Annotated in this window: 23 protein-coding genes; 3 read left to right on the top strand and 20 right to left on the bottom strand. The window is 56.7% G+C overall.

The genetic code is table 11. From position 1 onward, the window contains the following. Positions 1 to 21: 21 nt before the first annotated feature. From TU82_RS24275 to mnmG, 19 genes are all read right to left on the bottom strand, one after another. A complete protein-coding gene (locus TU82_RS24275) occupies positions 22 to 1,467 on the bottom strand; it encodes an ATP-binding protein (RefSeq protein WP_057725777.1) in 1,446 nt (481 codons plus the stop codon). After that, positions 1,460 to 3,631: a Mu transposase C-terminal domain-containing protein gene (locus TU82_RS24270; RefSeq protein ID WP_057725776.1), complete on the bottom strand. Its 2,172-nt coding sequence runs from the start codon at positions 3,629 to 3,631 to the stop codon at positions 1,460 to 1,462. Before TU82_RS24270 ends, TU82_RS24275 begins: the two co-directional genes overlap by 8 nt. After that, on the bottom strand, positions 3,624 to 4,523 hold the full coding sequence (locus tag TU82_RS24265) for a TnsA endonuclease N-terminal domain-containing protein (protein ID WP_057725775.1): 900 nt from the start codon (positions 4,521 to 4,523) through the stop codon (positions 3,624 to 3,626). Before TU82_RS24265 ends, TU82_RS24270 begins: the two co-directional genes overlap by 8 nt. 264 nt (positions 4,524 to 4,787) lie before the next feature. Continuing rightward, positions 4,788 to 6,620, bottom strand: a complete 1,833-nt coding sequence (gene glmS / locus TU82_RS24260) for a glutamine--fructose-6-phosphate transaminase (isomerizing) (protein WP_057011543.1) — start codon at positions 6,618 to 6,620, stop codon at positions 4,788 to 4,790. 10 nt (positions 6,621 to 6,630) lie between these two features. Continuing rightward, on the bottom strand, positions 6,631 to 7,398 hold the full coding sequence (locus tag TU82_RS24255) for a DeoR/GlpR family DNA-binding transcription regulator (RefSeq protein ID WP_057725774.1): 768 nt from the start codon (positions 7,396 to 7,398) through the stop codon (positions 6,631 to 6,633). Positions 7,399 to 7,626: 228 nt separating this feature from the next. Further along, complete coding sequence (glmU, locus tag TU82_RS24250) at positions 7,627 to 8,994, bottom strand: bifunctional UDP-N-acetylglucosamine diphosphorylase/glucosamine-1-phosphate N-acetyltransferase GlmU (RefSeq protein WP_057725773.1); 1,368 nt, start codon at positions 8,992 to 8,994, stop codon at positions 7,627 to 7,629. 123 nt (positions 8,995 to 9,117) lie between these two features. Then, positions 9,118 to 9,534 (bottom strand): F0F1 ATP synthase subunit epsilon, encoded by a 417-nt coding sequence (locus TU82_RS24245; protein WP_003195825.1) that lies wholly within the window; start codon positions 9,532 to 9,534, stop codon positions 9,118 to 9,120. Positions 9,535 to 9,578: 44 nt separating this feature from the next. Next, positions 9,579 to 10,955, bottom strand: a complete 1,377-nt coding sequence (gene atpD / locus TU82_RS24240) for a F0F1 ATP synthase subunit beta (protein ID WP_057725772.1) — start codon at positions 10,953 to 10,955, stop codon at positions 9,579 to 9,581. 27 nt (positions 10,956 to 10,982) lie between these two features. Continuing rightward, complete coding sequence (gene atpG, locus TU82_RS24235) at positions 10,983 to 11,843, bottom strand: F0F1 ATP synthase subunit gamma (RefSeq protein WP_003195829.1); 861 nt, start codon at positions 11,841 to 11,843, stop codon at positions 10,983 to 10,985. A 50-nt stretch (positions 11,844 to 11,893) separates the two neighbouring features. Beyond that, the gene (gene atpA / locus TU82_RS24230) at positions 11,894 to 13,438 is read right to left on the bottom strand and encodes a F0F1 ATP synthase subunit alpha (protein WP_003177064.1); all 1,545 of its coding nucleotides are present in this window, start codon (positions 13,436 to 13,438) and stop codon (positions 11,894 to 11,896) included. Positions 13,439 to 13,459: 21 nt separating this feature from the next. Continuing rightward, a complete protein-coding gene (locus tag TU82_RS24225; protein WP_057725771.1) occupies positions 13,460 to 13,996 on the bottom strand; it encodes a F0F1 ATP synthase subunit delta in 537 nt (178 codons plus the stop codon). Between the two features lie 12 nt (positions 13,997 to 14,008). Next, positions 14,009 to 14,479 (bottom strand): F0F1 ATP synthase subunit B, encoded by a 471-nt coding sequence (locus TU82_RS24220; RefSeq protein WP_003195835.1) that lies wholly within the window; start codon positions 14,477 to 14,479, stop codon positions 14,009 to 14,011. Between the two features lie 56 nt (positions 14,480 to 14,535). Then, positions 14,536 to 14,793, bottom strand: a complete 258-nt coding sequence (atpE, locus tag TU82_RS24215) for a F0F1 ATP synthase subunit C (protein WP_002555987.1) — start codon at positions 14,791 to 14,793, stop codon at positions 14,536 to 14,538. 133 nt (positions 14,794 to 14,926) lie between these two features. After that, entirely contained in the window at positions 14,927 to 15,796 is an 870-nt protein-coding gene (gene atpB, locus TU82_RS24210; protein WP_057725770.1) for a F0F1 ATP synthase subunit A, read from the bottom strand. 16 nt (positions 15,797 to 15,812) lie between these two features. Continuing rightward, complete coding sequence (locus tag TU82_RS24205) at positions 15,813 to 16,220, bottom strand: F0F1 ATP synthase subunit I (protein WP_057725769.1); 408 nt, start codon at positions 16,218 to 16,220, stop codon at positions 15,813 to 15,815. Positions 16,221 to 16,380: 160 nt separating this feature from the next. Further along, positions 16,381 to 17,253, bottom strand: coding sequence for a ParB/RepB/Spo0J family partition protein (locus tag TU82_RS24200; RefSeq protein ID WP_057725768.1), 873 nt, complete (start codon positions 17,251 to 17,253; stop codon positions 16,381 to 16,383). Between the two features lie 9 nt (positions 17,254 to 17,262). Next, on the bottom strand, positions 17,263 to 18,060 hold the full coding sequence (locus TU82_RS24195) for a ParA family protein (RefSeq protein WP_057725767.1): 798 nt from the start codon (positions 18,058 to 18,060) through the stop codon (positions 17,263 to 17,265). Between the two features lie 18 nt (positions 18,061 to 18,078). Then, positions 18,079 to 18,723 carry a 16S rRNA (guanine(527)-N(7))-methyltransferase RsmG gene (gene rsmG, locus TU82_RS24190; protein WP_057725766.1) on the bottom strand — a complete coding sequence of 215 codons (645 nt, stop codon included), beginning with the start codon at positions 18,721 to 18,723 and terminating at the stop codon, positions 18,079 to 18,081. Continuing rightward, positions 18,720 to 20,612, bottom strand: coding sequence for a tRNA uridine-5-carboxymethylaminomethyl(34) synthesis enzyme MnmG (gene mnmG / locus TU82_RS24185; RefSeq protein WP_057725791.1), 1,893 nt, complete (start codon positions 20,610 to 20,612; stop codon positions 18,720 to 18,722). The genes rsmG and mnmG overlap by 4 nt, the downstream gene beginning before the upstream one ends. A 539-nt stretch (positions 20,613 to 21,151) precedes the next feature. On the opposite strand from mnmG, the gene TU82_RS24180 reads away from it, so the two are divergent. The 3 genes from TU82_RS24180 (at position 21,152) to TU82_RS24170 (ending at position 25,124) form a co-directional block, all read left to right on the top strand. Then, the gene (locus tag TU82_RS24180) at positions 21,152 to 21,658 is read left to right on the top strand and encodes a sigma-70 family RNA polymerase sigma factor (protein ID WP_057725765.1); all 507 of its coding nucleotides are present in this window, start codon (positions 21,152 to 21,154) and stop codon (positions 21,656 to 21,658) included. Further along, positions 21,658 to 22,602: a FecR domain-containing protein gene (locus TU82_RS24175; RefSeq protein WP_057725764.1), complete on the top strand. Its 945-nt coding sequence runs from the start codon at positions 21,658 to 21,660 to the stop codon at positions 22,600 to 22,602. The genes TU82_RS24180 and TU82_RS24175 overlap by 1 nt, the downstream gene beginning before the upstream one ends. 89 nt (positions 22,603 to 22,691) lie before the next feature. Beyond that, complete coding sequence (locus tag TU82_RS24170; RefSeq protein WP_057725763.1) at positions 22,692 to 25,124, top strand: TonB-dependent siderophore receptor; 2,433 nt, start codon at positions 22,692 to 22,694, stop codon at positions 25,122 to 25,124. 6 nt (positions 25,125 to 25,130) lie between these two features. On the opposite strand, the gene mnmE is transcribed toward TU82_RS24170, so the two are convergent. Continuing rightward, positions 25,131 to 26,501, bottom strand: coding sequence for a tRNA uridine-5-carboxymethylaminomethyl(34) synthesis GTPase MnmE (gene mnmE / locus TU82_RS24165; RefSeq protein WP_057725762.1), 1,371 nt, complete (start codon positions 26,499 to 26,501; stop codon positions 25,131 to 25,133). Between the last annotated feature and the right edge of the window lie 46 nt (positions 26,502 to 26,547).

Here is a 26,547-nt window from a genome sequence, read left to right as displayed (position 1 = left end):
ACTTGGCTCCCGCGATTCATGTCACCAGGCAGAGTTCGGATCCACCCAGCCACGCTGTTTAAGTTGCGCCTCAACATCATCGCCTTTAGAAAAATGGGCGCTTGGTAGTGTCTCGTTGGCAACCGGAACTACTGGCTTGCGGACCGACTTCACAGCCTCTGTTTCAATATGCTCGACGGGTGCAATCGCTGCTTGGGCAATGAGAGAAAGGTGAGTTCTATCGGCACGGCGCGCCAGATCGTAATTCATCATCTGCGCGATCTGGTCCTTTGTAGGCATCATGTCCTCGAAGTCAGCGATCTGCAATGGGTCGCCGCTCCGGAGTGCCTCAACGGGCTTATGGAGGAGCCTCATCTGATTGTCGTACACCTGCTGAAGTAACGCTGGTGAGATAGAGTCGATGCCCTCCCAGATTGCATGACGCTGAGAAAGCATTAGGAGTTTGGCTAAAAAGTCAGTGTTTCCTTGGGTGAGATCGTAGATTTTGGAAAGCAGCCGCCCCGTCAACGGGGCGGGAGTTTTGGTCCAGTCGTAAGCCCAGAGTTGGGACACCAAGTGCGCCCAAAATGGATCATCCTCGGAGAATCTGTCAAAAGCGATCGGCCCCATTCCCGCCGCACGGCGAGCATTTCGTAATACACCTGAAAACAGCGGAAGCATTGCATTTGTGCCGACATAGACCAGTGGGACGCCTGCGTCATTCGATAGTGTCACGAAGAAATTGAGCAGCTTTTCACGATCCTGGCCGCCTCGAGACGAGCAAAGGTGCTGCATTTCATCAATGATAAGCGCGCCAATAGAAAAGGTTTTGCACAGTTGACTGATGTTTTGAAGCATGACACTGATGCTGCGACCAGTAGAGCCTCTGCTGGAATATTTCTCGATGCCTAATGCCGCATCCAACGAAGAGAAGAAAGCCGCACAAAACCCCCGTAACGAGCCATCGTGCGGACATTCGATCTTGAGCCACACCACCTGCGTCTCAATGAATATCTGCTCCTTGTATTTACTGTGGCTGATCACCTGTGGATAAAGTTTGGCAATGGCGTTGAGTGCAGTCGTTTTGCCCATTCCGCTCAACCCGATCAGGGTCATTGTTTCTGCGGTGGACATAAATCCGTGCCCCTTGATTTCGGCAGAAGAAGGCAATCGGTGCTTTACGGTGGACGCATGCAAAGGATTGCGTCCGGTGTACCCGTACCGAATCAACTGACTGAACAAATCCTCCAGTCGCAGGTGGATTTCAAATGGTACGACGACGTCCTTCAGCCTGTTAATCCCATGACCACGAAGTTTCGGGTCCATCGCCCTTTCCGTCTCATTAGGCCGTGCAGGGGCATTTCCGATGCGTCTGACGACATCGACATCCGACAGAATCTTGGGGAGGCACTCAATCAGGGGATTACCATCGTATTGAGGCATGCCTGTCGAGACGTACTCAGCAGGCGCAAAACTGAAGTCACTCATGATTGGCCTCGTTATCCGCGTTGATCACCAGTTTCAGAAAAGCAGCGCTCCTGCCCGAAACAGGTTTTTCGACTACTGGATTTGAAATTTCAACTGCGCCTGGCGAGTTATTTACAAGGCGGAGTTGATTTAGATCAGCGGTATGCAAGTCACGCTCATTCTGAGTTTCTGTGGCACGCTTCGAACGCTTGTCATGCTTAAACTCAGCGTCTGATTCTGGGTTGCCTTGGGCCCTCCGTTTAGCTTTCGCCCGGTTAAGGATTTCCTCTTGACGACTCTGGAGGAGTGCTCCAGTGGAAGCATCTTCATATCGGGCGTCAGGCGAGACCTGGTTCAAAATCTTGATCATATCGAGGACCTCCTCCATACGAAGCCCCGCATACTTAGCACGGTGCTGCGGTACGATGGTCAACGGCTCGAAACCGGCCTCAGACTTGATCCAGCAATTCTCGATCGAGTTTGGATCGTAAAAAACCCTGACGTATCTGGTTTTGAAATTGTGAGAGCGTTCCAACCACTCTGAACGGATAGCCGTTTCACACGTGTACTGCACGCCTTGAAAACTGATACCGCCTCGGCCGATGCGACACTCCTGCGAGGGCAACAACGCAATCTTAAGCTCCGCGGGCGACACGACTTTCGAATTCAGAAGATTGTTTGCCATAGACCAGTTCCACATAGCTATCGGAGTGGGCTCTACTTCCGCAGCGATCATCTCCCGGGTCAGAAGATGAGGGACGCGAAGGCTCTTGTTGTGAGCCAGAACACCGACGATGACCATTTCAGTAAACTCATCGATATCGAAGATGGCATCCAGCTGGTAGTCACGATCACCACGCTCCATTTTCCGAGCATCTACGCCGCCCGGGGAAAATTTCAAATCCAGCTTTTCGTTGATCAGGCGAAACCGGCTCTCAATGATACTTTTCCAGTCCGGCCGAAACGGTGGCAAAATCTTGAGGACCGTACCTAAAGTCTTTGTCATCGTCTCCCCAGCTTCACTGAGCAGCTCGGCTCGATCTGCGACAATTTCAACTGGCAGGTGAGCGCAAGGCCAGTCACCCTCATCAATCTCAATGTTATAGCGCTTGCAAAAATCTTTCTTGGCAGTGCAGGCGTTGTAGATGGCATGCCTAGCGCCATTCCAACTGGGTCCCTCAAGACCCACATGAACGCCTACAATCATCCTGGTGAACGTATCGACCACTACATACAACACTGGCCTGCCAATAAGCCACAGCCGATTGACTCGATGGACCAGATATACGTCAGCAACGGTCGAGTCGATTTCGTACCGATGGCCGGCACCGACCAACCCCTCCGAGGCAGACCCCACTAGCGGACGATGATCTTTGTTGTAACGGATTGCTCCGCCGCGAGTCTTCAATCTATAGAGTTCATCAAAAAAGAGTTTTCCATGATGATTCAGTTGGTGGATGGAGGGATAGCTGCCGCGTATAAGGTTTCCCTTCGAACCATCGGACTTGACCGACCTATAAAATTTATCGAGCATCCATTCATGCGCTCTCTTTAGGCTGCCACATCTGCCACTGGCAACGCGACCATAAGCCAGACGGATATGCCCCACGTGTCGCGCTTCGAGCAAAATTGCGCCACCATCATCCACTACTACGCCACGATATTTAAGCGGTCGGCCAGGAACTATACCGGAGGTACGGTTTTTTGATTTCCCAGGACCTCCACACGCACTTGTATTCCATAAAAAAGCGTTACGTGTCTGCCCCATGCTCCAATACCGATAAAGCAGGCGATAGATTTGTTTTCGGTCTACCCCCATCACCAGCGCATGATTAGCAACGAGAGCTCCAAAGTTAGACGTTAAAATATCGAGTGGAACCTGACCCTCCACTAAACCACGTACTAGTTTCCAATTCTTTTCCCTGCTTATTTTTTCATTCTCGCCAATCTCATCATCGCTTCGAAGCAGATGCATGGGCACCATTTCGAGATTGAGCACCGCCTCACCATTATTTATCTCTTCAACTAAAAGCGACCTTTCAATGCGCCAAGGCTTAGATGGATTCGTTCCCAATTCAATAACTAAGACAAAATCATTCCTTATTCCTAAAACCCTAACTGGTTTCTTCAGAAGCCCAGAGCTCTCACCTGGAGAAACGATACTGTTAACGCCCAGACTAAGCATGGCGGGGTACCTCAATTTTTGGTGCACCGGAAAAGGACGAATCACTAACCCAGACGCGCAACGGCTCGGATAAGCTTATCAAACTATTAGTTAGGTCCGTCTTAAGCCTACCCGTCCATAAAAGAAGATGAAACAGTCGTTTAACATTCATATATTCGATAAAAATTGACCTTGAAGCTTTTTCTAAAAGTGCTTTTAAGGGCAATTGATCAGTCGCACATTCAGCTATATATTCTAGCAGGCTATTAACATTCTTATCCGTAGGCAAAGAGGGATGGATATGTGCATAACTTCTAAGAATAGTTAAGTTTTTTATTTTGATTTTCGAAAGATTTTCATGGAAAACAAGTTTCCATTCTACCTTCCTCATAGCCCAGTACTTTGCTTCGATTTCAAGCTTTTCTGCCATCCGATTCCGCTCCCTGATACCGGCTTCCTCAAATTCCTTTCGATACTTTACAGAACGCGCGGCCAGCCTTTCTTCGCCCTCTGAATCTATGAAAGTGATAAGGAAGTCTGTAGTCATAACGACAGGGATCTGAGTACCCGGGTACACAGGGTGACGGAAGTTTAGACTCGAAGCGATCGCTTGGGTTTCAGCTTGTGTTAAAAGCGGAAACTGCTCGCGAACGTCGATGATAGAGGGATCCTGCTCAAGGATCAGGTGATAGTCACGCTCAGCGTTGGATAGCAGATGATGGCTGCGATGGAATTTCACTCCCGGCACAAGGTGAGACACGCCCCTCGATTGCATATCCCAAATCTTGATCCAGGGCTCATAGGATTCTCTTACGCCAGAGCCACGACCTGATTTGATTTTCCTATCAATCTTCCGCTGAGTCATCAATCTGGAGGTAGCAGGTTTTTTTGGTGCAACGGGCGCAGATGTCATTTCACGAGTCGCTCATTGTTAGGCGATCCACTCGATCAGTACGGCACAGGGCATGTGGCGTGGGGAATTCATGAGCGGGTTTAGCCAGGACAGAAGTGACAGTGGCGAGGTAGATAATGAGCCGTTATTCCTGAACCTGCCACTACCCCGGCAAAAGCGCCGGGATAGAGGCTTGTGACACACTTTACCGACTTGTGACAACCTTTATTATTTTGTGACATCCTTTATTCTTTGGAAACACCCCTTTCGGTACGCCAATCAGGCTTATTCCACCGTCACCGACTTCGCCAGGTTGCGCGGTTGGTCAACGTCGGTGCCCTTGAGCACGGCGACGTAGTACGACAGCAACTGCAGCGGAATGGTGTAGAGGATCGGCGACAAGGTGTCATGGATGTGCGGCATGTTGATCACATGAGTGCCTTCACCGTTGGTCATGCCGGCCTTTTCGTCGGCGAACACGATCAGTTGGCCGCCACGGGCGCGCACTTCCTGCAGGTTGGATTTGAGCTTTTCCAGCAGTTCGTTGTTCGGCGCCACGGTGACCACCGGCATGTCGTCATCCACCAGGGCCAATGGGCCGTGTTTCAGCTCGCCGGCCGGGTAGGCTTCGGCGTGGATGTACGATATTTCCTTGAGTTTCAGCGAACCTTCCATGGCCACCGGGTATTGCGCGCCACGGCCGAGGAACAGGGTGTGGTTCTTGTCGGCAAACAGTTCGGCGACTTTTTCCACGGTGCCGTCCATGGCCAGGGCTTCGCCCAGGCGGGTCGGCAGGCGGCGCAGTTCTTCCACCAGGGTGGCTTCAACGCCTTCGGCAAGGGTGCCGCGCACTTGGCCGAGGGACAAGGTCAGCAGCAACAGGCCGACCAGTTGGGTGGTAAAGGCTTTGGTGGAAGCCACGCCGATTTCGCGACCGGCCTGGGTCAGCAGGGTCAGGTCGGATTCACGCACCAGGGAGCTGATGCTGACGTTGCAGATCGCCAGGCTGCCGAGGAAGCCCAGTTCCTTGGCGTTGCGCAGGGCGGCCAGGGTGTCGGCGGTTTCGCCGGACTGGGAGATGGTCACGAACAGGGTGTCAGGCTGCACCACCACCTTGCGGTAGCGGAACTCGCTGGCGACTTCGACCTGGCACGGGATGCCGGCCAGTTCTTCCAGCCAGTAACGCGCAACCATGCCGGCGTGGTAGCTGGTGCCGCAGGCGACGATTTGCACGTTGCGCACTTTGGCGAACAGCTCGGCGGCCTGTGGGCCGAAGGCGTTGACCAGCACCTGGTTCTGGCTCAGGCGACCTTCCAGGGTGCGCTGCACCACGGACGGCTGCTCGTGGATTTCCTTGAGCATGAAGTGGCGGAACTCGCCCTTGTCGGCGGCTTCGGCACCGTCGCGGTATTGCACGGCTTCGCGCTCGACGGACTGACCGTTGACGTCCCAGATCTGCACGCTTTCACGGCGGATGTCGGCGATATCGCCTTCTTCCAGGTACATGAAACGGTCGGTCACCTGACGCAGGGCCAGTTGGTCGGAGGCGAGAAAGTTCTCGCCCAGGCCCAGGCCGATCACCAACGGGCTGCCACTGCGGGCGGCAACCAGGCGGTCAGGTTGGCTCGCGCTGATCACGGCCAGGCCATAGGCGCCGTGCAGTTCCTTGACCGTGGCCTTGAGGGCAGTGGTCAGGTCGCTGTGGTCCTTGAGCTTGTGGTTGAGCAGGTGGGCGATGACTTCGGTATCGGTGTCCGAAGTGAACACGTAGCCCAGGCCCTTGAGTTGTTCGCGCAGCACTTCGTGGTTTTCGATGATGCCGTTGTGCACCACGGCCAGGTCGCCCGAAAAGTGCGGGTGAGCGTTGCGCTCGCACGGCGCACCGTGGGTGGCCCAACGAGTGTGGGCAATGCCCAAACGGCCTACCAATGGCTCACCGGCCAGGGCCTGGTCCAACTCGCTGACCTTGCCCGGACGGCGCATACGCTCGAGCTTGCCGGCATTGGTGAAGACCGCCACACCGGCGCTGTCATAGCCACGGTATTCCAGGCGCTTGAGGCCTTCGATGAGGATGGCGGTTACATTACGTTCGGCGACTGCGCCAACAATTCCACACATGGTGTTTCTCCTAGATGACTGCCGCGCATATCAGCGTAATGCCGCGGGCTTGGATCTGGTCGCGGGCCTCAGGCGGCAGGCGATCATCGGTGATAAGGGTATGGACGCTGCTCCAGGGCAGTTCCAGGTTGGGAATCTTGCGGCCGATCTTGTCGGATTCGACCATCACCACGACTTCACGGGCGACCTCGGCCATGACACGGCTCAGGCCCAACAATTCGTTGAAGGTGGTGGTACCGCGCTGCAAATCGATGCCGTCGGCGCCGATGAACAATTGATCAAAATCGTAGGAACGCAGCACCTGCTCGGCGACCTGGCCCTGGAACGAATCCGAATGCGGATCCCAGGTGCCGCCGGTCATCAGCAGCACCGGTTCATGCTCCAGCTCGCTCAAGGCGCGGGCCACGTTCAGGGAATTGGTCATGACCACCAGGCCGGGTTGATGGCCCAGTTCGGGGATCATCGCGGCGGTGGTGCTGCCGCTGTCGATGATGATGCGCGCGTGTTCACGCAAGCGCACCACGGCGGCACGGGCAATCGCACGCTTGTAGGCAGAGACCGGTTGAGCCGCGTCGCCCACCAGCTCCTGAGGCATGGTGATTGCACCACCATACCGGCGCAGGAGCAGGCCATTACTTTCGAGGGCGGCCAAGTCCTTGCGGATGGTGACTTCCGAGGTTTCGAAATGCTTAGCCAATTCGTCCACGCTCACTTCGCCCTGTTCATTGAGCAAGGTGAGGATATTGTGGCGACGTTGGGGAGTATTTCGTTTCGACATGGTGTTGATAAGTTTCGTTTCGAAAGATAACGAAGGCAATCAAAACCTATTGGCGAAAGATCGTCAAGCGATGGCTATCACTATTTTTTAAATAACACAGGCAAATGTGGGAGGGGGCTTGCCCCCGATGGCGGTGTATCAGTCACCTGATGAGTTGACTGACACACTGCTATCGGGGGCAAGCCCCCTCCCACATTGAGTTTTGATGCTGGCCAGACTGTGGATAACTCAGGTCTTCTTGATTTTGACCGGGCGTTTCCAGCCATCGATGTTGCGTTGGCGAGCACGGGCCACGGCCAGTTGGGACTTATCCACATCCTGGTTGATGGTTGAGCCGGCGGCGGTGTTGGAACCATCGCCGATCGTAACGGGGGCAATCAGCGAGTTGTTGGAGCCGATGAACACGTCCTCTCCAATCGTCGTCTGGTACTTGTTGGCACCATCGTAGTTACAGGTAATTGCACCGGCGCCAATGTTGCTGCGAGCACCGATTACCGCATCGCCGAGGTAAGCCAGGTGGCCCGCTTTTGCATCGTCGCCCATCCTGGCGTTTTTAAGCTCGACGAAATTGCCGACGTGCGCCCTGGCGCCCATCACCGTTCCCGGACGCAATCGCGCAAACGGACCGGCATCGCTGCCCTCGCCCATCACCGCACCGTCGATATGGCTGTTGGCCTTGACCACCACGCCCTTGCGCAAGGTGCTGTCCTTGATCACGCAGTTCGGACCAATCACCACGTCGTCTTCAATGATCACGCGGCCTTCCAGGATCACATTGATATCGATCAGCACGTCACGGCCCACCGTCACTTCACCCCGCACATCGAAACGCGCCGGGTCACGCAGGGTGACGCCCTGGGCCATCAGGCGGCGGCCTTCGCGCAGTTGGTAGTGGCGCTCCAGCTCAGCCAGCTGCCTGCGGTCGTTGGCGCCCTGCACTTCCATCGGGTCGTGAGGCTGTTCGGTGGCGACCAGCAGGCCGTCACTGACGGCCATCTCGATGACGTCAGTGAGGTAGTACTCGCCTTGGGCGTTGTTGTTGGACAGGCGGCTCATCCAGTCGCCCAGCTTGTCAGCCGGCACGGCGAGAATGCCGGTGTTGCCTTCGGTAATGGCGCGCTGGGCTTCGCTGGCGTCCTTGTGTTCGACGATCGCGGCGACCTTACCGTCGACGTTGCGCACGATGCGTCCGTAGCCGGTGGGGTCGTCCAGCTCAACGGTGAGCAGGCCCATCTGGCCTGGCACCACATGCTTGAGCAGGCGTTGCAGGGTTTCCACTTCGATCAGCGGCACGTCACCGTACAGAATCAGTACGGTGTCAGCGGTAATGAATGGCACCGCTTGCGCAGTGGCGTGGCCGGTGCCCAGTTGCTTGTCCTGCAATACGAAATTCAAGTCGTCTGCAGCCAGACGCTCACGTACCACATCGGCACCGTGACCGATGACGACATGAATGCGTTGCGGGTCCAACTGCCGGGCACTGTGGATAACATGACCGAGCATGGAATTGCCTGCGACCGGGTGCAACACCTTGGGCAGGGCTGAACGCATGCGGGTGCCCTGGCCTGCGGCGAGAATTACGATTTCAAGAGACATGAATGGCTACCAATCCTGGGCGGTCCGGCTTCAGACCAAAGAAGTATTTTGCAATAAAAGAAAAAGGGTAGCCGAGGCTACCCTTTTTAATCAATCACGCGTGAAGTGTAACGGCCAGGCCGCTTACTTCTTGCGGATCTGCTGGAGCGTGCGCAGCTGGGCTGCGGCTTCGGCCAGACGGACTGCAGCAGCGCTGTAGTCGAAGTCTGCGCCTTTTTCGTTCAGCGCCTTCTCGGCAGCCTTGACGGCTTCCTGAGCGGAGGCTTCATCCAGGTCGCCGGCACGTTGCACGGTATCGGCAAGTACCTTGACCATGTTCGGCTGAACCTCGAGGAAACCACCGGAGATGTAAAACACCTCACGTTCCCCGCCTTGCTTGGTCAGTGTGATCGGACCTGGCTTCAAGCTGGTAATCAGCGGAGCGTGACCCATGGCGATACCAAGATCACCCAGGTCACCGTGCGCTGTTACAAACTCGACCAGACCGGAGAAGATTTCCCCTTCCGCGCTGACGATATCGCAATGGACTGTCATAGCCATCTGATTGCCTCAACCTGATGAGCGCCCGTTTCCGGGCGCCAGGATTACAGTTTCTTGGCTTTCTCGATCGCTTCTTCGATGCCGCCGACCATGTAGAACGCTTGTTCTGGCAGGTGGTCGTAGTCACCGTTGAGGATGCCTTTGAAGCCAGCAATGGTGTCTTTCAGGGAAACGTATTTACCCGAGGCACCGGTGAAGACTTCAGCCACGAAGAACGGCTGCGACAAGAAGCGCTGGATCTTACGAGCACGGTTTACCAACTGCTTGTCGGCTTCCGACAGCTCGTCCATACCCAGGATCGCAATGATGTCCTTCAGTTCTTTGTAACGCTGCAGCACGTACTGAACGCCGCGAGCGGTGTCGTAGTGCTCCTGGCCGATCACGTTCGGGTCCAGCTGGCGCGAAGTCGAGTCGAGTGGATCGACCGCTGGGTAGATACCCAGGGAAGCGATGTCACGGGACAGAACGACGGTGGCGTCCAAGTGGGCGAAGGTGGTGGCTGGCGACGGGTCGGTCAAGTCATCCGCAGGTACGTATACCGCTTGGATCGAGGTGATCGAACCTTCCTTGGTCGAAGTGATACGTTCTTGCAGAACGCCCATCTCTTCAGCCAGGGTCGGCTGGTAACCTACTGCCGAAGGCATACGGCCCAGCAGTGCGGATACTTCAGTACCGGCCAGGGTGTAACGGTAGATGTTGTCGACGAACAGCAGAACGTCGTTACCTTCGTCACGGAACTTCTCGGCCATGGTCAGGCCGGTCAGTGCCACGCGCAGACGGTTGCCCGGCGGCTCGTTCATCTGACCGTAAACCAGTGCCACTTTGTCCAGAACGTTGGAGTCCTTCATCTCGTGGTAGAAGTCGTTACCCTCACGGGTACGCTCACCCACACCGGCGAACACGGAATAACCGCTGTGCTCGATGGCGATGTTACGGATCAGTTCCATCATGTTTACGGTCTTGCCTACACCGGCACCACCGAACAGACCGACTTTACCGCCTTTGGCGAACGGGCAGACCAGGTCGATAACCTTGATGCCGGTTTCCAGCAGGTCGTTGCCGCCTGCTTGCTCGGCGAACGAAGGTGCTGGACGGTGAATGCCCCAACGCTCTTCGGTGTCGATCGGACCGGCTTCGTCAATCGGGTTGCCCAGTACGTCCATGATCCGGCCCAGGGTCGCTTTACCGACCGGTACGGAGATGGCTGCGCCAGAGTCGATAACGTCCAGACCGCGCTTCAAGCCTTCGGTCGAACCCATCGCAATGGTACGAACTACGCCGTCGCCCAGCTGCTGCTGAACTTCCAGAGTAGTGTCCGCGCCTTGTACTTTCAGCGCGTTGTAGATGCTCGGTACGCTGTCGCGTGGGAATTCCACGTCGATAACGGCGCCGATGATTTGAACGATACGTCCGCTACTCATAGCTGGATCCTCTGAATATTTGAACCGTTAAACCGCGGCAGCGCCGCCGACGATTTCCGAGATCTCTTGGGTGATCGCAGCCTGACGCGCCTTGTTGTAGATCAGCTGCAAATCGCTGATCAGATCACCGGCGTTATCGGTAGCGTTTTTCATCGCGATCATCCGCGCCGCTTGTTCAGCTGCGTTGTTCTCGACCACCGCCTGGTACACCTGCGACTCCACGTAGCGCACCATCAAGCCGTCAAGCAGCTCTTTGGCGTCTGGTTCGTAGAGGTAGTCCCAGTGGTGCTTGAGTTCCTGATCCGGAGTCGCCACCAGTGGAATCAATTGCTCCACGGTTGGCTGCTGGGTCATGGTGTTGATGAACTTGTTGGATACCACGGACAGGCGGTCAATCCGGCCTTCCAGGTACGCATCCAGCATCACCTTCACACTGCCGATCAAATCATTGATCGACGGCTCTTCACCCAGGTGGCTGATAGCTGCTACGACGTTACCGCCGAAGTTGCGGAAAAAGGCCGCACCCTTGCTACCCACCACACACAGATCGATCTCGACGCCGTTTTCGCGGTTTACCGCCATGTCCTTGACCAGGGCCTTGAACAGGTTGGTATTCAGGCCACCGCACAAACCACGGTCACTGCTCACTACCACATAACCCACACGCTTGACGGCGCGCTCGATCATGAACGGGTGGCGGTATTCCGGGTTGGCGTTGGCCAGATGCCCAATTACCTGGCGGATACGCTCCGCATAAGGACGGCTAGCAGCCATGCGCATTTGTGCCTTGCGCATTTTGCTGACCGCCACTTTTTCCATGGCGCTGGTAATCTTTTGCGTGCTTTTGATGCTCGCAATCTTACTGCGAATCTCTTTTGCGCCTGCCATGTAACACCTATCAGGTTAGCAAGCGGGAGCCTTGCGGCTCCCGCTGCGGCTTACCAGGTTTGGGTGGCCTTGAACTTCTCGATACCGGCTTTCATGCCAGCGTCGATATCGTCATTGAAGTCACCCTTCACGTTGATCTTCGCCATCAATTCGGCGTGATCGCGGTTGAAGTAAGCAATCAGCGCTTGTTCAAAGCTGCCGACCTTGGCGATTTCAACGTCGGTCAGGAACCCACGCTCAGCGGCATACAGCGACAACGCCATGTCAGCGATCGACATCGGGGCGTATTGCTTCTGCTTCATCAGCTCGGTAACGCGCTGACCATGCTCAAGTTGCTTGCGGGTCGCTTCGTCCAGGTCAGATGCGAACTGGGCGAATGCCGCCAGTTCACGGTACTGAGCCAGAGCGGTACGGATACCACCGGAGAGCTTCTTGATGATCTTGGTCTGAGCGGCACCACCCACACGGGATACCGAAACACCGGCGTTCACAGCAGGACGGATCCCGGAGTTGAACATGGCCGACTCCAGGAAGATCTGACCGTCGGTGATGGAAATCACGTTGGTCGGAACGAACGCGGAAACGTCGCCAGCCTGGGTTTCGATGATCGGCAGTGCGGTCAGGGAACCGGTTTTGCCGGTCACTGCGCCGTTGGTGAACTTCTCTACGTATTCTTCCGAAACGCGGGATGCGCGCTCCAGCAGACGGGAGTGGAGATAGAACACGTCGCCTGGGTAGGCTTCACGGCCTGGTGGACGGCGCAGCAGCAGGGAAATCTGGCGGTAAGCCACTGCTTGCTTGGACAGATCGTCATAAACGATCAGCGCGTCTTCACCGCGGTCGCGGAAGAATTCACCCATGGTGCAACCGGAGTACGGTGCCAGGAATTGCAGCGCAGGAGATTCCGAAGCGCTGGCAGCCACGATGATCGTGTTGGCCAGGGCGCCGTTTTCTTCCAGCTTGCGAACCACGTTGGCGATGGTCGATTGCTTCTGACCAATGGCGACGTAGACGCAGAAAATGCCGCTGTTCTTCTGGTTGATGATCGCGTCGATGGCCAGAGCGGTTTTACCGATCTGACGGTCACCGATGATCAGCTCACGCTGGCCACGGCCGACAGGGATCATGGCATCGACAGCCTTGTAGCCAGTCTGTACAGGCTGGTCTACCGACTTACGCCAGATCACGCCTGGAGCAACTTTCTCGACCGCGTCGGTCTCGGTGTTGCCCAGTGGACCTTTGCCGTCAACAGGGTTGCCCAGTGCGTCGACTACGCGACCCAGCAGTTCCTTACCAACCGGAACCTCCAGGATGCGGCCAGTGCACTTGGCGCTCATGCCTTCGGCCAGACTGGTGTATGCGCCCAATACAACGGCACCTACGGAGTCTTGCTCCAGGTTGAGGGCCATACCGTAGACGCCGCCCGGAAACTCGATCATCTCGCCGTACATGACGTCGGCCAGACCGTGAATCCGCACGATGCCGTCAGATACGCTGACGACAGTGCCTTCGTTACGGGCTTGGGAGGTCACATCGAGCTTGTCGATGCGGCCCTTGATAATTTCACTTATTTCGGAAGGATTGAGTTGCTGCATTGCTCTGCTGCCCCTTCAAACTCAAGATTTCAATGCTTCGGCAAGTTTCGCGATTTTTCCGCGAATCGAGCCATCGATAACCAGGTCGCCGGCACGGATAACGACACCACCAATCAGGGATGCGTCCTCCGAAGCTTGCAGGCGCACGTCCCGATTGAGTCGTGCACTGAGAACCTTGGCGAGTTTGTCTTGCTGTTCTTGGTTCAATGCAAAAGCACTGGTCACTTCAACGTCTACCGATTTCTCTGCTTCGGCCTTGTACAGGTCGAACAGAGCGGCGATCTCCGGCAACAGCGGGAGACGGTCGTTTTCGGCAACGACATTGATGAAGTTCTGCACTTTTACATCAAACTTGTCGCCGCACACTTCAATAAAAGTGGCGGCCTTGTCTGCGCTCGTCAGGCGCGGGGCCTTGAGCACGCGCTGCATGGTGTCGTTTTGCGACACTGCTGCAGCCAGGCCGAGCATGGCTGACCAAGAGGCCAGATGCTGGTGGGCCTGGGCGTGCTCGAAGGCTGCCTTAGCGTAAGGTCGGGCCAACGTGGTCAGTTCTGCCATGATCGCCCTCGCTTAAATTTCAGCAGCCAGTTTGTTAACCAGCTCCGCGTGCGCGTTTTGATCGATTGTGGCACCGAGGATCTTTTCAGCACCGCCGACCGCCAGAGCACCCAGTTGGGCACGCAGCGCGTCTTTGACGCCGTTCAGTTCCTGTTCGATCTCGGCATGAGCCGAAGCCTTTACACGGTCAGCTTCGACGCGGGCTTTTTCAACAGCCTCTTCGACGATCTGGTTACCGCGTTTCTTGGCTTGCTCAATGATCTCGGCTGCCTGTGCTTTAGCTTCGCGCAGTTGCTGACCCACTTTCTCGTGGGCCAACTCCAGGTCGCGAGCTGCACGGCTGGCAGCGTCCAAACCGTCCGCGATCTTCTTCTGACGTTCGTGCAAAGCCGCGATGACCGGAGGCCACACGAACTTCATGCAAAACACTACAAAAATGAAGAACGCAACGGATTGGCCAATCAGGGTTGCATTAATGTTCACGCCAACACCTCGCTCATTCGTTGTCCATCACCCCAATCACTCGAAAAGTCGAGTGATCAGCCAGCGAGTTGACCAACGAAGGGGTTCGCGAAGGTGAAGAACAGTGCGATACCAACGCCGATCATGGTCACGGCGTCGAGCAGGCCGGCGACGATGAACATTTTAACTTGCAGCATTGGGACCATTTCCGGCTGACGCGCTGCGCCTTCCAGGAATTTGCCGCCCAGCAGGCCGAAACCAATGGCAGTACCCAGGGCGCCCAGGCCGATCAACAGTGCAACAGCGATAGCGGTTAGACCAACTACAGTTTCCATCTTTCCTCCCGACTTTTACGTCGTATGGTTTAGGTTTTTTAGATTTTAAAGCGGTAAAACAAATCGTTTCATAGCCCTGGAGGGCCACCTTCCCGTTTCACCGGGAAGGACATCAGACTAGTCGAGACTGGTCTTAATGGTTCTCTTCGTGCGCCATCGACAGGTAGACGATGGTCAGCATCATGAAGATGAAGGCCTGCAGGGTGATGATCAGGATGTGGAACACAGCCCACGCCCACTGCAGAACAATGCCCAGGCCGCTAAGCCAGAGCAGACCGCTGCCGAACATCACAGCGATCAGAATGAACACCAGCTCGCCGGCATACATGTTGCCGAACAGTCGCAAGGCCAGGGAAATCGGCTTGGCAACCAGGGTCACGAATTCCAGCAGGAAGTTCACCGGGATCAGCAGGGCTTGAACGAAGATGTTCTTGCTGCCGAACGGGTGCAGGGTCAGCTCGCCGATGAAACCGCCGATGCCCTTGACCTTGATGCTGTAGAAAATGATCAACGCAAATACCGACAGGGCCATGCCCAGGGTAGCGTTCGGGTCAGTGGTCGATACGGCACGGAACGGAATGTGCGCATCGCCGGAGATCAGGATGGCCAGCTGAGGAATCCAGTCAACCGGGATCAAGTCGACGGCGTTCATCAGGAACACCCAGACGAAGATGGTCAGTGCCAGCGGTGCAATTACCGGGCTGCGGCCATGGAAGCTGTCTTTCACGCTGCCATCGACGAATTCGACCAATACTTCAACGAAGTTCTGCAACGCACCTGGCTGACCGGAAGTCGCCTTTTTTGCCGCCATGCGGAAAATCAGGACGAAGATCAGACCCAATGCGACCGACCAGCCCAGAGTATCCAGGTGGAAGGCCCAGAAACCCATTTCCTTGGCTTCTGCTGCGGTGTGGGCAAAGCCCCAGCCGCCGTTGGGAAGCTGACCGAAAGTCAGGTTCTGCAAGTGGTGCTGGATATAGCCCGAAGCGGTTGTTTCTGCCATGGTTGCCTCAAACGCCCTAAGGTTTCGAAAGTCTTGTTTTCATTAGCAGGGGAGCGAACCAGCTGACCAATTGGGTCAACACGAAGACGCCGAATACAGCCAGCGGCGCCAATGGCTTCACACCTGCAAAGGTCAGTGCGAACAGCACTGCCGTCAAAATCAGTTTCCCCGCCTCGCCGGCATAAAAAGACCGGACGATGGCCTGGGCTGCTCGGGCGCCGGAAAACCGAAAGGCCCTGTGAGCAAAATACATATTGGGCAGCAAGGCTATCAGGCCTCCGCAGAGTCCTGAGTATCCGGCTACGACCCCATGCCAGTAACAAAGCGCCAATGCGGCGATCAGCAAAACGACAAGTTGCGCCAATAAAACCGGAAAAACAGCCAAGCGATGGAACGGCAACGTGTTTGGCGTGCGGGTTTCCATCACGCTTGCTCCTCAATGGTCGGCTGCCGGAAATCAATAACTTGGCATACTTTGTGCCGACAAAATGCGCGCAGAGTATAGGGGCGGTTCAGCCCCTATTCAACTGCCGGGTAGTGATTTCCGATCACGCGCTACATGAGCAAATGTTTCTGCGAATGTTTCAACGGATGTGGGCAAGGACGCCTTGGAGCTCATCCAGAGAGTTATATCCGATGACCAATTGCCCTTTGCCTTTCTTGCCGTGGCGAATTTGCACCGCAGAGCCTAGGCGCTCGGCCAGGCGCTGCTCAAGACGCGCGATATCCGGATCAGCCTTGACGGTTTCCACCGGTGCAGGTTTGCCACTCAACCATTGGCGAACCAGGGCTTCGGTCTGACGAACGGTAAGCCCGCGTGCGACAACGTGTCGCGCCCCTTCAACCTGTTGATTTTCCGGCAAACCGAGCAAAGCACGGGCGTGACCCATTTCCAAGTCGCCGTGAGACAACATGGTCTTGATGACTTCCGGCAGCGCGATCAAGCGCAGCAAGTTCGACACGGTCACGCGGGATTTGCCTACCGCGTCGGCCACTTGCTGCTGGGTCAGCTGGAATTCCTGTTGCAAGCGTTGCAACGCGATCGCTTCCTCGACCGGGTTGAGGTCTTCACGCTGGATGTTTTCGATCAGCGCCATGGCGATGGCGGTTTCATCCGGTACGTCGCGCACCATCGCCGGGATGGTTTCCTTGCCCGCCTGCTGGCTGGCGCGCCAGCGGCGTTCGCCGGCGATGATTTCAAAGCGGCCGCCGCCAATGGGGCGCACCACGATCGGCTGCATCACGCCCTGGGCCTTGATCGAGTTGGCCAGCTCTTCCAGTGCCTGCGGGTCCATGTCCCGGCGCGGCTGGTATTTGCCGCGCTGGATCAGGTCCAGCGGCAAGTGCTGCAGCTCACGCTCGTCGGCCTGCACCGCTTGTTCTTCCAGCGAAGTGACGGTCGGACCACTCAGGAGTGCATCCAGTCCACGTCCGAGACCTCGTTTTTTGACGGCCATGGGGATTCCTTAAGTTGGCTGAGCTGCAGCGGTGCGTGAATTGCGACGTTGGCGACGCACCATCTCACCGGCCAGCGCCAGGTAGGCAATGGCGCCACGGGAGGATTTGTCGTAGGCCAGCGCCGGCATGCCATAGCTTGGCGCTTCGGCCAGGCGAATGTTGCGTGGAATCACCGTGTCGTAAAGCTGGTCGCCGAAATGCTCCTTGAGCTGCGCCGAGACATCGTTCATCAGGCTCAGGCGCGGGTCATACATGGTCCGCAGCAGGCCTTCGACCTTCAGGTTCGGGTTGAGCAATTCGGCAATACGCTTGATGTTATCCACAAGGTCGCTCAAGCCTTCGAGCGCGAAATACTCGCACTGCATGGGGATAATGACCCCATCGGCGGCCACCAGGGCGTTGAGCGTGAGCATCGACAGCGACGGTGGGCAGTCGATCAGGATGTAATCGTAATTCTCGCGAATGGGCGCCAGGGCGCTGCGCAGACGGCTTTCTTTCATCTGCATTTCCAACAACACCACTTCCGCCGCAGTCAGATCGCGGTTGGCCGGCAGCAGTTGATAACCGCCGTGCTCGGAATAGTGCATGGCCTGGCCCAGGTCGCACTCGCCGATCAGCAAGTCGTAGACCGAGTTTTCCAGGCCGTGTTTATCCACACCGCTACCCATGGTAGCGTTGCCCTGTGGATCGAGATCGATCAACAGCACCCGGCGCTTGGTCGCGACCAGGGATGCTGCGAGGTTGATGCAGGTGGTGGTTTTACCCACGCCACCTTTCTGGTTCGCTATCGCGAATACCTTAGCCATTCTTGCTTGTGTTCCCAATCATGCCGTGCGGCGCAGTATCAGCAGATGGCGTTGGCCTTGGCAACCGGGTACGGCCAAGGCGTGTTCGCTATCGAGGTGGAAGTCCGCGGGCAATGCTAACAGCTCGTCGCTTGGATGGACGCCCTTCATTGCCAGCCAGCGGGTGTCATGATCGCCCAGGTGGCGAGTCCAGTTGCTGAAGTTCTCCATGCTGCTGAACGCCCGGGAAACAATTCCGTTGAAGGGCTGTTCAGGCGTGAAGGCTTCGACGCGGCTGTGGACAACTTGCAGGTTGTCCAGTTTGAGTTCGAGTTTGACCTGGGTCAGGAAGCGGGTTTTCTTGCCATTGCTGTCCAGGCAGGTCACTTGCGACTCGGGAAACAGGATGGCCAGTGGAATGCCAGGCATGCCGCCGCCGCTGCCGACGTCAAGCCAGCGGCCATTTTCGATAAACGGCATCACGCTCAGGCTGTCGAGCAGATGGCGCGAGACCATTTCGTCCGGATCACGCACGGCGGTCAGGTTGTAAGCCTTGTTCCATTTGATCAACAGGGCCAGGTAGCCCATCAGCAAGGCGTGCTGGGCATCGGTCAGTTCAACGCCCAGCAGGCGCGCCCCTGTGGATAACTCTTCGGCGTGTTGCGAGGTGACCTTTGAGCTCAAGCGCTTTGCTCCAACTGGCGGCCCGCGCCGCGTTTTTTCAAATGAATCATCAACAGCGAAATCGCTGCCGGAGTGACGCCGGGTATACGTGAAGCCTGACCGAGGGTTTCCGGCCGAGTTATCCCCAGCTTGCCTTGAATTTCCTTCGACAGCCCGGAAATCCCGGTGTAGTCGATATCCACAGGCAGCCGGGTGTCTTCACTGGCGCGCAGGCGAGCGATTTCGTCCTGCTGGCGATCAATGTAACCGGCGTATTTGGTCTTGATTTCCACCTGTTCGGCGACCTGTGGATCTTCTGCGCCGCCGCCGGTCACTTCGACCAGGCCAGCGTAATCGATCTCCGGACGGGACAGCAGATTCAGCAAGTTGTATTCGTGGGTCAGCGGCGTGCCGAATTTTTCAGCGATCGCATCACCCTGTTCAGTGCCCGGGCGAACCCAGGTGCTTCTCAGGCGCTGCTCTTCGAGGGTGATGCTCTCGCGTTTTTTGCAGAAGGCTTCCCAACGCGCGTCATCGACCAGACCCAGCTCGCGACCTTTTTCGGTCAAGCGCAGATCGGCGTTGTCTTCGCGCAGGATCAGGCGGTATTCGGCCCGGGAAGTGAACATCCGATACGGTTCCTGGGTACCCAGGGTAATCAGGTCGTCGACCAACACCCCGATGTACGCTTCATCGCGACGCGGACACCAGCTGTCTTTGCCCTGCGCACGCAATGCAGCGTTGGTGCCGGCCAGCAAACCCTGGGCGCCGGCTTCTTCGTAACCGGTGGTGCCATTGATTTGCCCGGCGAAGAACAAGCCGCCGATCACTTTGGTTTCCAGGCTGTATTTCAGGTCACGTGGATCGAAGTAATCGTACTCAATGGCGTAGCCAGGGCGAACGATGTGGGCATTTTCCATACCGCGAATCGATTGCACGATCTGGATTTGTACGTCGAACGGCAGGGAAGTGGAAATCCCGTTCGGGTACAGCTCATGGGTGGTCAACCCCTCCGGCTCGATGAAGACCTGGTGGCTTTCCTTGTCGGCAAAGCGATGGATCTTGTCTTCAATCGAGGGGCAATAACGCGGACCGATACCTTCGATCACCCCGGAATACATCGGCGAACGGTCAAGGTTCGCAGCAATGATTTCGTGGGTACGGGCGTTGGTATGGGTGATCCAGCAACTGACTTGTTTCGGATGCTGTTCCTTGGAACCCATGAAGGACATGACCGGAATCGGCGTGTCGCCGGCCTGTTCTGTCATCACCGAGAAATCCACGGAACGTCCGTCGATTCGCGGCGGAGTCCCGGTTTTCAAACGGCCGACACGCAGGGGCAACTCACGCAGACGTTGTGCCAGGGCAATCGACGGCGGGTCCCCGGCGCGACCGCCGGAATAGTTCTGCATGCCGATGTGGATAAGTCCGCCAAGGAAGGTGCCGGTGGTCAACACCACGGATTCTGCGAAAAAGCGCAGGCCCATTTGTGTGACAACACCGCGTACCTGGTCCTGTTCAACGATCAGGTCATCTGCGGCCTGTTGAAATATCCACAGGTTCGGCTGGTTTTCCAGGGTTTCACGTACGGCAGCCTTGTACAGAATACGGTCGGCTTGTGCACGAGTGGCACGTACGGCCGGGCCTTTACGGCTGTTGAGCACCCGAAATTGGATACCGCCCTTGTCGGTGGCCATGGCCATCACGCCGCCCAGGGCATCGATTTCCTTGACCAAGTGGCTTTTGCCGATCCCACCAATGGCAGGGTTGCAACTCATGGCGCCGAGGGTTTCCACGTTATGCGTCAGCAACAGGGTTTTTACGCCCATGCGTGCTGACGCCAGTGCTGCCTCGGTACCGGCATGACCGCCGCCGATGACGATCACTTCAAAACGGGAAGGGAAATCCACCACGCACCTCGTGCCTGCTTATGTAGGTAATCAGGAATTGTCTATTGAAAGAGTTTGGAGCTTTGGCGGCAAGTATAGGGACTTAGCCCTTCCTAAAGAACCCTTTGCACAAAATTTAACCAGCTGTGGATGGATCAGGGACAATAGAAATTAAAAGAGAGAAATTTATTAAATCTTTGTTTTTATGTTTATTTCTACTGAGCTTATTTTCTGTGGATAGATTGCTACAGACCTTTATTTACTTCGTGTACAGGGATTCAAAAGTCTGTGGTCATGTGCCCATGAGGGGCTTGGATAAGTGCTTTAAGCCTGTGGATTAAACAGCTGGTTATCCACAGACGGGTTTTTACTCAGGTTTCAAGCGTGGTTATCAACTGGGCACAAGGATGGTTATTCACAGGGCTTAATCCACAGAAATTGCCGATTCAGCGCCGACCAAGCCAAGGATTCAGTAAGGACTGGAGGTCAAGACATCTATTGTGGGAACACACGAGGGCAGTTAATAATAGCGATTATCATTAACCCACCTCGTCGCGCCTATGTCCCCTCCTTCACACACGGCAGCTGTGCAGCGCATCTATGAGCAACACCATTCGTGGTTGCACGGGTGGCTCAGAGGCAAGTTGCATAACGCCTGCGATGCGGCCGATGTGGCCCACGATACCTTCGTGCGTATCCTGGGCGGACGCGACGCCGTGCAGATCCTTGAGCCACGGGATTACCTGGCGACTATCGCAAGAGGCTTAGTGATTGATCGCTATCGCCGGCACGCCATTGAGCAGGCTTATAGGCAAACCCTGGCCGAGCGTCCTGAAGCCACCGCCATCAGTGAAGAAGACAAGGCGATCATTATCGAAACCCTGGTGGCTGTGGATAAAGCGTTGTCCAGCCTGGGCGAACGGGCTCGACGGATTTTCATGCTGTCGCAGATCGAGGGGCTGACTTATCAACAGATCGCCGATCAACTGCGGGTGTCATTGACCACCGTGAAGAAGCACATGATCCGTGCCTTGACCGAATGTTCGCTGATCATGGCCAGCCTTTAATGCCCGCCCCCGATCGCAAGACATTCGAGGCGGCCGCCAGTTGGTATGTGCAGTTCCAGGCGCAATCGCCGACGCCCGCCGATCGGCTGGCCTGGCAACAGTGGCTCAATGGCGACCCTTCCCATCAGGCGGCGTGGAACCAGTTGGAACAATTGCAGTGCAGCCTCGGCGCCCTGCCCCAGGACTTCACGCGCCGCGCCTTAACGAGCACGCAAAAACGTCGCCAGGTACTCAAGTGGATGCTGGTACTGGGCGGCAGTGGGTATCTGGGTTGGAATGTTCAGCACCATACGTCCGTGGGTAACGTATGGGCCGACTACCGCACGCCTGTGGGTAAACGTCGAAGAGTCGAACTGGCCGACGGCACCCAGGTTGATCTCAACACCAGCACAGCCATTGATGTGATGTTCGACTCGCGCCAACGCTTGATTCGCCTGCGTGAGGGTGAGGTACTTATCCACAGTGGCAAACGCGGCGCAAACACACCTTTGTATGTGGAGACTCGCCACGGCCGGGTCCAGGCACTGGGTACTCGGTTCACGGTTCGTCAATTGCCGGATTCCACTCGGGTCGGCGTGCTCGAAGATCGGGTGAATCTGTCCCCTGTCGATCAGCCCGACCGTAACCAGACCCTCAGTGCGGGGGAGAGTGCGGATTTTGATCGACACACCGTAAGCCGCACCCAGCAATATGGCGTGGCACAAGCAGCCTGGGCGGACGGTCAATTGATCGTGCTCGATGCCAGGCTCGGCGATGTCATCAACGAGCTGGCGCGCTATCGGCCGGGCGTGCTGCACTGTGATCCGGCTTCGGCTCAACTGCGAGTTTCCGGTGCGTTCCGTCTCGACTCAACCGACGCGGTACTGGCCAACCTGCAAGCGACCCTGCCGATCCAGGTGAAGTACTTCACGCGCTACTGGGTGTCGGTTAACCGGATGGGTTGATAAAAAATAATCCTCAGGGGGGTTATCTTTTTTTTAACACGCACGGCCCTTCAGGTAATCACGACGCTACCTTCAGGGCTTACCCATTTATGCGCCTTTCCATCCAGCTACGTCATCGACTTTCCTGCCACGCCATTACCTGCGGCCTGCTGCTTACCACCGCCGGCGCCGCGTTGTTATCCACAGGGGTCATGGCTGCCAGCACCACCCAGCACTATGTCATCCCTGCAGGTCCGCTGGACAGCGCGCTAAGCCAGTTTGCCGCCAGGGCCAATGTGATCCTGTCCTTCTCTCCCCAACAGACTTCAACTCTGACTACCTCCGGACTGGAGGGTGATTATTCGGTGGATCAGGGTTTCGCCCTGCTGCTGCAAAATTCCGGGTTGCAAGCCGTCGCCCAGGCTCCCGGCAGTTATGGGTTGCAAGCAGCTCCTGCGGGCCAGCTTACCCTCGCACCCACCACCGTGAGTGCTTATCAACAGGATCGATTCAACCAGGATATAGCGGAGGACGCGGGCTATAAGGCGCAGAACAGCCGTGTCGGCACCAAGACCAGTACGCCTCTGTCGCAGACGCCCCGTTCGGTATCGGTGGTGACCGGGCAACGCATCAAGGATCAGAAATCGCAGACATTGACTGAAGTGCTGGGGTACGTACCCGGTATCTTCGCGCCGCCTTTTGCGGCGGGCGACGGGCTGGCGGGGGATCTGTTTTTCATTCGCGGCTTCAACGCGACGGACTACGGCTACGGCCTGCTGAGAGATGGCCTGCGTGTGCAAGGCAATCGGTATGACACCACCAGTGAGCCGTATGGCCTGGAGCGGGTCGAAGTGTTTCGCGGTCCTTCTTCGCTGCTCTACGGTGAGAACGCACCGGGAGGGTTGGTCAACCTGGTGAGCAAACATCCGACCGCCAACCCGCGAGGCGAGGTACAACTGGGGTATGGCTCGAACAACCGACGCCAGCTGGGTGTGGATATCTCCGGGCCGCTCAATGACAGCGACAATGTTCTCGGCCGCCTGGTGATGCTGGGCCGCAAATCCGCCACCCAGACCGACCATGTACCGGATGATCGTATCTATATCGCGCCTTCCCTGACCCTGAATTTCGACGACTACAACACCCTGACCCTGTTGGCCAACTACCAGAAGGACCACACCAACCTGGAACTCGGCCTGCCGGCTGCAGGCACTTTGCTTACCAATCCCAACGGTAAGCTGTCCAAGCACACCATGCTCGGCGACCCGGATTGGAATACCTTTGAGCGCGAATCCTGGAGCACCGGTTACGAGTTCAGCCACAGCTTCAACGATGATTGGCAGTTCCGCCAGAATTCGCGGTACATGCAGTCACGCATCAACCGCCATGAAACCTGGCCGGGCGCACTGAACAATCGGGGCTTCGGCACTCAACTGAACATGACGGCCTACGACCGCTACAACAAATCCATGGTCTATTCCCTGGATAACCAACTCGAGGGCAAATTCGATATCGGCGCATTGGAAAACACCGTGTTGTTCGGTGCCAGTTATGACCGCACCTCGTTCAACCAGGATTGGGACGCCGGATTCGCCGGTACCATCAATGTGTATAACCCGGTGTACCTGCGCGATCCGCTCACGCCGATTGCCGTGCAGAACACCTTGCTCGAGCAACAGATGAGAGGCGTATACGCCCAGATCCAGAGCAAGTATGACCACTGGCTGTTCCTGCTCGGCGGGCGCCAGGACTGGGTCGACAGTGATTTTCGCGACAAGGTTAACAAGGCCAGCAACACTGGCAGTCAAGACCGCAAGTTCACCTATCAGGGCGGGGTGATGTACCAGTTCGACAACGGCCTCACGCCGTATGTCAGCTATTCCACCGCCTTCGTTCCGGTTCAGCAGATTTCCAACGCCGGCGCCCCGTTGAAGCCGATCACCAGCAGCCAATATGAAGCGGGTGTGAAGTACGAGCCGATCGGCTGGGACACGGCGATGACGCTGTCGGTGTACGACTTGCGCAAACAGGACGATACCTACCTGGATGCCACCACCAATAGCTATCGCCAGGTGGGCGAGAGCCGCGCCAAGGGCGTGGAAGTTGAAATCAACAGCAACCTTACGCCAAACCTGAATGTGACGGCGGCGTATACCTACACCGACGCGCGGATCTCCAAGGATACCGCCACCTCTCTGGTCGAAGGGCGCCAGATGACCGGCGTTCCTCGCAATCAGGCTTCGATATGGAGTAAATATCGCTTCCTGGATGGCCAGCTCAAGGGCCTGTCCGTGGGAGGAGGTGTGCGTTATTTCGACAGTACCTTTTCCTACACGGCGCCTACGCTTTACGGGAAGTTGGATGCCGGCAGTGTCACGCTGGTGGATGCCGTGGTGGGGTATCAGATCGACCCGCATTGGTCAGTGGATCTGAACGCCAAGAACCTGTTCGACAAGGAGTACGTGTCTGGTTGCAACGATGCGGGGCGCTGCTATTGGGGTGACAGCCGTACCCTGTTGGGTACGGTGTCCTACAACTGGTAAACCTGGCTATTTACCGATACAGAAGCTGGAAAAAATTCGGCCGAGCAAGTCATCGGAGCTGAATGCACCGGTAATCTCACCTAACAGCTGCTGCGCCTGGCGCAAATCCTCAGCCAGCAGCTCTCCTGCACCCGCCAGGGTCAGCTGTGCTCGTCCGTGCTCCAACGCCGCGCTGGCATGGCGAAGCGCCTCCAGATGCCTGCGGCGTGCACTGAAGCTGCTTTCCGAGGTCTGCTCGTAGCCCATGCAGGCCTTGAGATGGTCACGCAGCAGCTCCAGGCCTTCGCCTGCCGACTTGGCGCTCAGGCTGATAGTCACATGGCCATCCTCGCTGATTTGCATCGCAATGGCTTCACCGGTCAGGTCGGCTTTGTTACGGATCAAGGTGACTTTGGTCGGGTCTGGCCGTTGCTCGAGGAATTCCGGCCACAGCGCAAAGGGATCCACCGCCTCGGGGGCGGTGGCGTCCACCACCAGCAACACACGATCTGCCTCGCCGATGGCTTTGAGCGCGCGTTCCACGCCGATCTTCTCGACCTGGTCGTCCGTATTGCGCAACCCTGCCGTATCGACCACGTGCAACGGCATGCCATCGATGTGGATATGTTCGCGCAGGATGTCGCGAGTGGTACCCGCGATTTCGGTAACAATGGCCGCTTCGCGCCCCGCCAATGCATTAAGCAGGCTGGATTTACCGGCGTTAGGTCGCCCCGCAATCACCACGGTCATGCCGTCACGCAGCAATGCACCCTGCCCCGCTTCGCGCAGCACTGTGGATAACTCATCGCGGACTTTATCCAGCATCGCCAGGACGTGGCCATCGGCCAGGAAATCAATTTCCTCTTCAGGAAAATCAATGGCGGCCTCGACATAGATTCGCAGGCTGATCAATTGCTCGGTCAAGTTATGCACACGCAAGGAAAAGGCCCCCTGCAACGAACGCAATGCATTGCGCGCGGCTTGTGCAGAACTTGCCTCGATCAGGTCGGCAATGGCTTCGGCCTGGGCCAGGTCGAGTTTGTCATTGAGGAACGCCCGCTCGCTGAATTCGCCCGGCCGGGCCAGACGGCAGCCCAGTTGCAGGCAACGCTGCAGCAGCATGTCCAGAACAACCGGACCGCCATGGCCCTGCAGTTCCAGTACATCTTCACCGGTGAAGGAGTTGGGTCCCGGGAAATAAAGGGCGAGGCCCTCGTCCAGCACACTTTCGTCCACATCCAGAAACGGGCCGTAATGGGCGAACCGCGGCTTCAACTCCCGTCCACTGATCGCCTTGGCGGCCGCGCTGGCGAGCGGCCCGGAAATTCGAACGATACCGACGCCGCCGCGACCTTGAGCGGTTGCGACAGCAGCGATGGTTTCACGGGGAGCGCTCATCAGCAGGTTCCAGAATTAAAGTATCGGAAAGCAAAACGCCCCACTA

The sequence above is a fragment of the Pseudomonas orientalis genome (assembly GCF_001439815.1).
In the GTDB taxonomy this organism is placed as follows: Bacteria; Pseudomonadota; Gammaproteobacteria; order Pseudomonadales; family Pseudomonadaceae; genus Aquipseudomonas; species Aquipseudomonas orientalis.
Note: the sequence above shows the minus strand (reverse complement) of the source record. Positions and strands in the feature narration are given on the sequence as shown.